Raw genomic sequence first — 7,081 nt, 5'->3', positions numbered from 1 at the left:
CTCCCATTCAATGCACGCCATCACCGAATCAGCGGCTAAAATCAGCGGTATTATCAAAACCATCGATCAAATCGCTTTCCAAACCAATCTCCTCGCACTGAATGCAGCAGTTGAAGCGGCACGTGCGGGTGAACACGGTCTAGGGTTTGCCGTCGTTGCGGATGAAGTTCGTAACTTGGCTCAACGTGCGGCATCGGCTGCCAAAGAGACTTCCGACATTATCGAAGAGGTCGTCGGACAGATCAAAGAGGGGAACCAAATCGCCCTCGCTACCCACACCTCATTCCAAGAGATCGTTGAACAATCTAAAAAAGTATCCGACCTGATCGGTGAAATCGCTATCGCAGGAAAAGAACAAGCTGAGGGTATGGGTCAGATCAATCAAGCAATGGGTCAAGTTGACCAAGTAACCCAACAAGTAGCCGCTAACTCCGAAGAAGCCGCCGCAGCCGCTGAAGAACTTAACGCCCAAGCAACCTCGATGATGGAAACCGTCCGAATCTTAGCTAAAATGGTAGGGATGGAGAGCGATGCTCCCGCAACCCAAGGAGTGAAGAAAATGAATCTGCACCATTTAGATCCGAAGCCGGTCATTGCCCACCGTGCTCCTGCACAGCAACAGCGTAAAACAATCCCGACACGAGCCGATGACGTGTTTCCTCTCTCTGAGAACGATCTGAAAGAGTTCTAAATGGAATTTGACGGAGACGCTCTCACCATCGATTTATCGATGAGTATGGAAGAAATTAAAGAATTTGAAGCGTTCGTCCGCCCCAGAATCGACTATATCGATCGTATCGAGGTAGAAGAGAGCGGGGTATTAAAAAGCAGTGCTCTTCTGGCTCTATTAGCGAGCTTAAAAAAAACACGTCGTGAACTGAGTATCCCTTTTTTAGAGAAAGGGATCACTACTTCTGCGGCGTATGGAACCATTCATTGGATATGTCATGACTAAACAAGAACAAGTCAAAGCCATCTTTATCGAAGAGGCGGGGGAGATTATCGAGAAACTTGATGTCGATATCATCCGTTTTGAAGAAGATGCCGGTAATTTTGATCTTTTGAATGAAATTTTCAGAGGGGTTCATACCCTAAAGGGGAATGCCAATGCATTCGGTTTTACCCGTCTTGGTGAGTTTGTTCACCATTTTGAAGATGTTCTTGATCACTACCGAAGCACGAAAGAGGAGATCGAGGTATGTCATCTTGAACTCATCGTTAATAGCGTCGATGTGATCAAAGAGGTGATGGTGTGCGAGCTCGATGCACTCCCCGATCTTCCGAATGATTATGCGGGGTGTTTGGAGGGGATCAAATCGTTGATTGCTTCTAAAAAAGGGAGTCCTTCACCTTCGCAGAGCCAAGAGAGTGTTGCCCCATTTGCCGATTTAGCATCCGAGTTTGGATTAGAATGCCCCGATCAGTATGAGAATGATATGACGCAATCGATAGAGATGATGCGTGCTTCTTATCAGGAGGGGATGCATATCTACCGCATCGAATTGAGTCTTGATACAGACAGCTACAAACGGGGTTTTGATCATCTCATCTTTATCGGATTACTTGCCGAAAAAGCGTTCTCGTGTGAGAGCTTTTTTTCTCTTGAGAGTGTTCCGACCCTCGAGACGTTTGCCGCTGATACCAATCATGTGCCAAAAATGGGGATTGTCCTCCTTACTACACACTCACGTACTGAGATAGAAGAGAATTTCGAATATTTATTTGATCACGAATACGCTATCAAAGAAATTGAATCTGCCCCTGAACCTGTAACGATTGTAAAAGTGGAAGAAACAGCATTGCCAAAAGTGTCTGCCGTAGCGAAACCTTCTCCGGGATCAGATACGTCAGCGTTAAGCAATGGGGCAAAATCGACGATCCGTATCGATACGTTTAAACTGGATGAACTTTTTGATTCGGTCGGCGAACTCGTTATTGCACAGAATTTTATCGCCCAAAATGAGAAAATCCGTCTTATCGAAGACGAGTCGATCAGCCGTACTATCGAGACCCTCTCAAAGATCACCAAACGGATTCAAGATCGGGTTATGAGCCTCCGAATGGTCGCTATCCGCGATACGTTCGATAAAATGAAACGGGTAGTTCGCGATACTTCCAAAAAGACCGGAAAAGAGCTTCACCTTAATGTCTTGGGTGAGGAGACGGAGATCGATAAAACGATGATCGACAGTCTATCTGATCCGTTGATTCACATCATCCGAAATGCCATCGATCATGGATTGGAAGCGAATGCGCAGGAGAGACTTGCCGCCGGTAAAAAAGTGGAAGGGACGATCACATTGCGAGCCTATCACAAAAGCGGCAGTATTGTCATCAGCGTCAGTGATGACGGTCGCGGTATCAACAAAGAGAAAGTGCTCCAAAAAGCGATTGAGCGCGGGGTGATTAGCGGTGATGAGAACCTGAGTGATTCTCAGATTTTCGGCCTTATTATGCAGCCGGGGTTCTCGACTGCCGATGCGATTAGCGACCTCTCAGGACGCGGTGTCGGATTGGATGTCGTTAAAACATCGATCGAAAAACTGCGCGGTAAGATCGAAATCGAATCCCGTGAGGGGGAGGGAACCACTTTTTCGATGGTTCTTCCTCTGACATTGGCTATTATTGACGGGATGTTGGTTCAAGCGGCAGGTGAGATTTACATCATCCCAACCCTCAGTGTCGTGGAATCGTTCCGACCTGAGCAGGATATCGTTCATGCCCTCAAAGAAAAAGGGGAGTTCGTCTCCTTGCGCGGACAGCATCTTCCTATTATTCGCCTTAGCGATGTATTTAGCCTAAGGGCTGAGCGAATCGAGCCGTGGGAAGGGATTTTAGTGTGTGTTGAGACCGAAGCGGGTCGAATTGCCATTATGGTTGATGAACTGGTCGGGCGTCAGCAGGTCGTTATCAAACCTTTAGGAAAAGCACTCGCAAAGCTCAAAGAGATCTCAGGAGGAGCAATTTTGGGGAGCGGTGACATTGCATTGATTCTCAATGTGGATGAGCTTCGCCCTATGATCGAGGCTCCACATGCTGGAAATTGAACTTCGTCCTGAGGAGTTTAACCTTTTTCGCAAATACATTTACGAAAAGGTAGGGATTGCTCTGTCGGATCAAAAAAGCACCCTCGTTAAAGGGCGGCTTAACAAACGGCTTAATCAGTTGGGGCTAAAATCGTTTCGTGATTATTATGAGTATTTGGTTTCCGATCTCAGCGGTGATGAACTCTCTTTCTTTGTCAGTGCTATTTCGACCAATGTCACCTCTTTTTTTCGAGAGGGTGCGCAGTGGAAATGGTTAGAGAGCTACCTTCCCCAACTCATCTCTTCCAAGCGTGAGAAAAAGATCCGTATCTGGTCGGCGGGATGCTCCAGCGGAGAAGAACCCTATACGATACTGATGTTTTTACAGCACCATTTAAGTGATTTTGAGAAATGGGATATCAAGATTTTAGCGACCGATATCTCCTCAAAAGTTCTTACCCATGCGATGCGGGGGGCGTATGATCCCAAAACGGTTGAGGGGCTCTCGAAAGAGATTATAATGCGTGCATTTGAACCTAAAAAAACGGAAGAGGGACGGTACCAAATTCATGGATCTTTGCGGGATAAAGTGCTGTTTCGTAAATACAATCTTGTGACCGATCCGTTTTTTTTCAAAAACAGTTTTGATATGATTTTTTGCCGCAACGTCATGATCTATTTTGATGAAGTTACCCGTCATGATTTGATAGGGCGTTTTACGACGCTTCTCCCAAAAGGGTCTCCCCTTTTCCTCGGGAGTTCAGAATCACTGACAACCCATCGTGAGAGCCTGAAACTTTTAGGTTCTTCGATTTATCAACGATTATAAGGGATTGAGTGTGGAAAATAGAGGATGTGCCATCGCTATGAAAGAGGCAAAATTCGATACCAATGAACTTTTCTTTTCCATCACCGATCATGCGAGTACGATACTCTCTGGAAATGAGGTATTTGTTCGTATCAGCGGATACAAACGGGAAGAACTGGTCGGACAATTTCATAATATTATCCGACACCCCGATATGCCGCGCGTCGTGTTTAAAGTTCTTTGGGATCACTTAAAAAATGATCAACCGGTTGTTGCGTATGTAAAGAACAAAACCAAAGAGGGTGGATATTATTGGGTTCTAGCCGCGGTTTTTCCACTAAGTGATAACTTCATCTCGATTCGTATCAAGCCCAATTCTCCTATTTTTACGGCGGTGCGTGAACTCTATTTCAAGCTGTTAATGGCAGAAACAAGCGGCGGGATGGAATCCAGTGAACGGATATTGGTTGAAAACTTACACAACTTGGGATACAAGAGTTATGATGATTTTATGTCGGATGCATTGCTGAGTGAACTCAGTGAGCGAAAAAAGCTTCTTGTCGCTGCGGAGGCAGAGGCTAAAATATACTCCGAAGTGACCACGCCTCTAGGACTGCAACTCAAAGTATTGCTCCAAAACAGTCAAACGTTGATGCAGAGGTATGGTTGTTGGTTTGAAAAAATAGAAATGTACAATCATGTGAAATTGATCTTTGAAGAAAAAGGGGTACTGTTACGTCATCTTGCCCGCGATATTGTTTTTTTATCCCTAAACGCTTCGGTAGCATCGTACAAAGTTGCAAAGGGCGGAGAGACGTTCGGTGTTTTAGCAAGTGATATCCGTATTAACGCAAAAGAAAACGATAGATTGATATCCCAAGTCCATACCTTATCCGAATCGTTATCAGATACACTGAATGAACTCATTTTTACGGTTTCATCCCTTAGCATTCAGATAGAGATGGTGACCTATTTTATCGAAGAGTCATTGCAGTGCAATGCGCAAACAACAGCTTCGGAAGTCAGTGAGAAACTTGATTCTTTGATAGAATTGGTGTTTGTATACAGTGATAAGTTGAGTGCCTTGCAACTGAAAATGGATTGTTTTATCCAAGAGAGTACTAAACATCTCGATCAGCTGGAACAACAGGTGATGTATTTAGGGTACATCCAAGTGTACGGAATTATCGAAGCGGCAAGTAATAACGATGAAACCGTCGGTTTTGGAGGGATATTTTCGCAATTGAAAGGGCTGATTCGAGATACCTCCGAAGAGATTGCGATAATGCAAAAAATGGGGATTAATTTCCATACCGAAAATCGAAATTTGATGGATGAAGCAGAACGTATCCGTACAGTAGTCGAGCGATTCCGATTCGAAGCGGATGCTATCAAAACAATGGATGTGTGAACAATGAATGATGCAGAAAATGAAGAATTTGCTTTTTTAAGCCGAAAAATACTGGAACTAAACAAACAGCTTATTGAGAGCGAAAAAGCAAAATCGCGCTTTTTATCATTGATTGCCAATGAACTCAACAACCCGATGACGGCATTATTAGGGATGATTCCCCATCTCGCACCTGTGAGCGGTGATTCGCGTGAAGATGTTTTTGAACTGATCCATGAAGAAGCCCTTCTTTTGGATTCACGTATCCAAAATCTTGTGGCTGCTTCTGAAATAGAGAGCGGAGTCGTGGATGTGACGTATGCATCGGTTAATCCTAAGGTGCTTGTTCAAGAGGCGATTGAGGGATTCAAATACAAACTAAAGCGTAAAAATCTTAATGTTATTATTGAGAGTACATTGGAAGAAAAGATCATATCCGATCCTAAAAAACTCTATCTAATTTTGAAAAATGTGTTAGCCAATGCGTGTGATTACGGAGATGCGAACGGTAGTGTGCAGGTTACTATCAGTAAATCGGAGAGTGCCGTTACCATAGCCATTAAAAATCAAGGGCACGGTCCGAATGTGGAGTATAAAGCGCAAGTATTTACCCGCTTTGCTCCCGGTGCAGAGGGAGAACATGGTCTGGGCTTGGGGCTGAGTATAGCACGCGAACTGTGCGGATTACTGGATGGTAGTATAGATTATGAGGTCGATGAAACTACCGTCACCTTTACGGTGACATTACCGTTGCAAGAGGCAGTTGCTGATTCGGAAGCATGCGGTTCAAATGAGTTTTTGTTCGAATCGTTTGATGATGCAATAGAACTCTAAATGATACACGGCAGTTCGACCTTTATCCATGTCGGTCAGATACACATTGATCAATCTCCCGGAGCGATTTCGACGGTATTAGGCTCGTGTGTGGCGGTTTGTTTGTACGATTCTAAACTCGGTATCGGAGCGATGAATCACTATCTCCTTCCGTTTTGGAACGGAAACGGCTTGCAGACTCCTAAATTCGGTAATATCTCCATACCGAAAATGATCGAACAGATGGTGCTTCATGGATCATCCGCCAAAACACTGGAAGCAAAAATTTTCGGGGGTGCGTCGATGAGCATCGGGGGAAGCGAAGCGATGATGATCGGAGAAAAGAATGTATTGGTAGCACGCGAAATTTTAAAAGAGTATCGTATAGGGATTGTAGCCGAGGATGTCGGAGGGCAAAACGGACGTAAAATCCAGTTTGATCTGGAACGGGGAAAAGTGTTGATGAAATACGCTACCCGTTGTGAAGTATAAGGAGAAAGTGAATGGCTATACGGGTATTGATTGTCGATGACAGTGCGACAGCCCGCGCGGTACTGCGTGAAATTTTAGAGAGTGATCCGAGTATCGAGGTTGTAGCAACCGCCTCGGATGCCTTTGTCGCACGCGATAAAATCGTGGAGCTTAAACCTGATGTTGTCTGTTTGGATGTCGAAATGCCTCGGATGGACGGGATCACCTTTTTAAAGCGACTAATGCATTATATGCCGATTCCGGTCATTATGGTCTCATCTTTGACGCAAAACGGTGCACGGACAACTCTCGAAGCACTGGAAGCGGGGGCAGTCGATTTTGTCGGCAAACCCCATTCCCATATCTATGACGGTGTAGAGACGATGCGCGAAGAGCTTCTCGCCAAGATCAAAGTGGCATCGCGCGTCCGTGTTCGGCAGAGATCGTTAGAGAGTATTCAGCAGGCCAATACGACCTCACTCGCGGAAACAACCAATAAAATTTTAGCGATAGGTGCCTCGACGGGGGGGACGGAAGCGCTCAAAGATGTCTTGATGGGATTACCGCGAAATG

Annotated in this window: 8 protein-coding genes; all 8 read left to right on the top strand. The window is 45.1% G+C overall.

The window, feature by feature from the left end:
* On the top strand, positions 1 to 691 hold a 691-nt coding region (locus A2517_RS05350; RefSeq protein ID WP_294894877.1), incomplete at its 5' end, for a methyl-accepting chemotaxis protein.
* Positions 692 to 955, top strand: coding sequence for a hypothetical protein (locus A2517_RS05345; RefSeq protein WP_294894875.1), 264 nt, complete (start codon positions 692 to 694; stop codon positions 953 to 955).
* Positions 948 to 3,047 carry a chemotaxis protein CheA gene (locus tag A2517_RS05340; protein ID WP_294894873.1) on the top strand — a complete coding sequence of 700 codons (2,100 nt, stop codon included), beginning with the start codon at positions 948 to 950 and terminating at the stop codon, positions 3,045 to 3,047. The genes A2517_RS05345 and A2517_RS05340 overlap by 8 nt, the downstream gene beginning before the upstream one ends.
* A complete protein-coding gene (locus A2517_RS05335; protein ID WP_294894871.1) occupies positions 3,034 to 3,855 on the top strand; it encodes a protein-glutamate O-methyltransferase CheR in 822 nt (273 codons plus the stop codon). Before A2517_RS05340 ends, A2517_RS05335 begins: the two co-directional genes overlap by 14 nt.
* A 10-nt stretch (positions 3,856 to 3,865) precedes the next feature.
* The gene (locus tag A2517_RS05330; RefSeq protein ID WP_294894869.1) at positions 3,866 to 5,245 is read left to right on the top strand and encodes a PAS domain-containing protein; all 1,380 of its coding nucleotides are present in this window, start codon (positions 3,866 to 3,868) and stop codon (positions 5,243 to 5,245) included.
* Between the two features lie 3 nt (positions 5,246 to 5,248).
* On the top strand, positions 5,249 to 6,058 hold the full coding sequence (locus A2517_RS05325; protein ID WP_294894867.1) for a sensor histidine kinase KdpD: 810 nt from the start codon (positions 5,249 to 5,251) through the stop codon (positions 6,056 to 6,058).
* Positions 6,059 to 6,529, top strand: coding sequence for a chemotaxis protein CheD (locus A2517_RS05320; RefSeq protein ID WP_294894865.1), 471 nt, complete (start codon positions 6,059 to 6,061; stop codon positions 6,527 to 6,529).
* An 11-nt stretch (positions 6,530 to 6,540) separates the two neighbouring features.
* Positions 6,541 to 7,081 (top strand): response regulator (locus A2517_RS05315; RefSeq protein ID WP_294894863.1); only part of this gene is annotated, 541 nt, incomplete at its 3' end.

Origin of the sequence: Sulfuricurvum sp. RIFOXYD12_FULL_44_77, assembly GCF_001830725.1 — a bacterium.
In the GTDB taxonomy this organism is placed as follows: Bacteria; Campylobacterota; Campylobacteria; order Campylobacterales; family Sulfurimonadaceae; genus Sulfuricurvum; species Sulfuricurvum kujiense_A.
This window is presented reverse-complemented; position numbering and strand designations above follow the sequence as displayed.

Bases quoted from the DNA above. Each gene is read 5' to 3' on its own strand.
- A2517_RS05345 (WP_294894875.1), top strand. From the start codon at position 692: ATGGAATTTGACGGAGACGCTCTCACCATCGATTTATCGATGAGTATG.
- A2517_RS05340 (WP_294894873.1), top strand. From the start codon at position 948: ATGACTAAACAAGAACAAGTCAAAGCCATCTTTATCGAAGAGGCGGGG.
- A2517_RS05335 (WP_294894871.1), top strand. From the start codon at position 3,034: ATGCTGGAAATTGAACTTCGTCCTGAGGAGTTTAACCTTTTTCGCAAA.
- A2517_RS05325 (WP_294894867.1), top strand. From the start codon at position 5,249: ATGAATGATGCAGAAAATGAAGAATTTGCTTTTTTAAGCCGAAAAATA.
- A2517_RS05320 (WP_294894865.1), top strand. From the start codon at position 6,059: ATGATACACGGCAGTTCGACCTTTATCCATGTCGGTCAGATACACATT.